Raw genomic sequence first — 1,549 nt, forward strand, 5'->3', positions numbered from 1 at the left:
GCCAGCGAACTGCGGATCTTGCATTTTCACCGATAGGACGTAGGCGCAGCGCTCCCAAATATCATCAGCCGATAGCTTGACACCGCGCGGCAAAATATTACGGTATTCACAAAACTTGCGCATCGCGTCCAGCAAGCCCTGACGCAGCCCGTTAACGTGGGTCCCGCCATGGGCTGTGGGGATCAGATTCACATAGCTCTCGGTCAGTGGTTCCCCCCCTTCCGGCAGCCACAATAGCACCCAATCCACCGTTTCAGTATCGCTGCTTACCGCACCCACAAAGGGCGCTTCGGGCAGTGTGATAAGCCCATTTATCGCTTCATTGAGGTAATCGGTCAGACCCGTCTGGTAACACCAGCGCTGCTTAGTATTATTGAGCTGATCCTGGAAGATGATTTCCACGCCTGGACACAGCACTGCCTTCGCCTTCAGCAAATGGGTCAGACGGGATATCGAAAATTGAGGGTTATCGAAGAAGTTCTCGTCCGGCCAGAAATGGATGCTGGTGCCGGTATTCCGCTTGGGACAGGTGCCGACCACGCTCAGATCTTCGACCTTATCGCCATTCTCGAACGCGATTCGGTAGATATTGCCGTTGCGGCGCACTGTCACTTCGACCCGGGTAGACAGGGCGTTGACCACCGAAATCCCCACCCCGTGCAGACCGCCGGAGAATTGATAGTTTTTATTGGAGAACTTGCCGCCAGCGTGCAGACGGCAGAGGATTAATTCCACCGCCGGCACGCCCTCTTCAGGATGGATATCCACCGGCATACCGCGGCCATCGTCGGTGACCTCCAGCGACTGATCGGCATGCAAAATCACATTAATGCACCGGGCGTAGCCGGCAAGCGCTTCGTCAGCACTGTTATCGATAACTTCCTGTCCAAGATGATTGGGCCGTGAGGTGTCGGTGTACATCCCTGGACGACGGCGGACCGGTTCCAGTCCGCTCAGTACTTCTATCGCTTCAGCGTTATAGCTTGATTGAGTCATAGCTTGAATCATAGTTTCGTGACAAACTGCTGGAGAGCCTACCGCAAAGGCTACCCTTCGGGAAGCAGATATTCTGTACGGCATCGATTGTGGTCTCACCCGATAGTAGGCCAAAAAATGCACGATAGAGGAGAAATAATGGATAAAACTGACGAAAGCTTGGTCGCCTGTCGCCCGACTACTCAATGATCTGGCGACAGTGGGTGTAGGCCACAATCTGGCGATAATCGAGGATCTCGCCGCCACTTTGAGCCAGCAGCCAAACAAGATCCGGCGACTCCAGCACATCGACCTGCATCACCTTCAAATAATAGATATGCCGAGGCGCCAAAATATATTTCTCGCTGGTATATAGGAGTTAAGGTTTTCCCCAAATAGCCCGTTAGCAAATCAAAACGGCTACACCTCTAGATTGACTAATATCCAGCAGAAGAAATGATTACGACAGCCAGGTGTATAATAATAGCCGCCAAGGGACGAGCCCACCAGTCCTAGTATTTCTCCGGCCCGATCCATCATCAGAGTTTCCATTATTTCCGCCGCATCGGCGGGG

Annotated in this window: 1 protein-coding gene and 1 pseudogene; both read right to left on the reverse strand. The window is 53.1% G+C overall.

What is annotated here, in order from left to right:
• A partial coding sequence (locus tag BG74_RS03115; protein ID WP_244267213.1) for an ATP-binding protein occupies positions 1 to 996 on the reverse strand: 996 nt, incomplete at its 3' end.
• A gap of 111 nt (positions 997 to 1,107) precedes the next feature.
• Positions 1,108 to 1,549 (reverse strand): annotated as a pseudogene (locus tag BG74_RS12655) (YqiA/YcfP family alpha/beta fold hydrolase); the annotation flags it as partial.

The organism is Sodalis-like endosymbiont of Proechinophthirus fluctus (genome assembly GCF_001602625.1).
Taxonomy (GTDB): domain Bacteria; phylum Pseudomonadota; class Gammaproteobacteria; order Enterobacterales; family Enterobacteriaceae.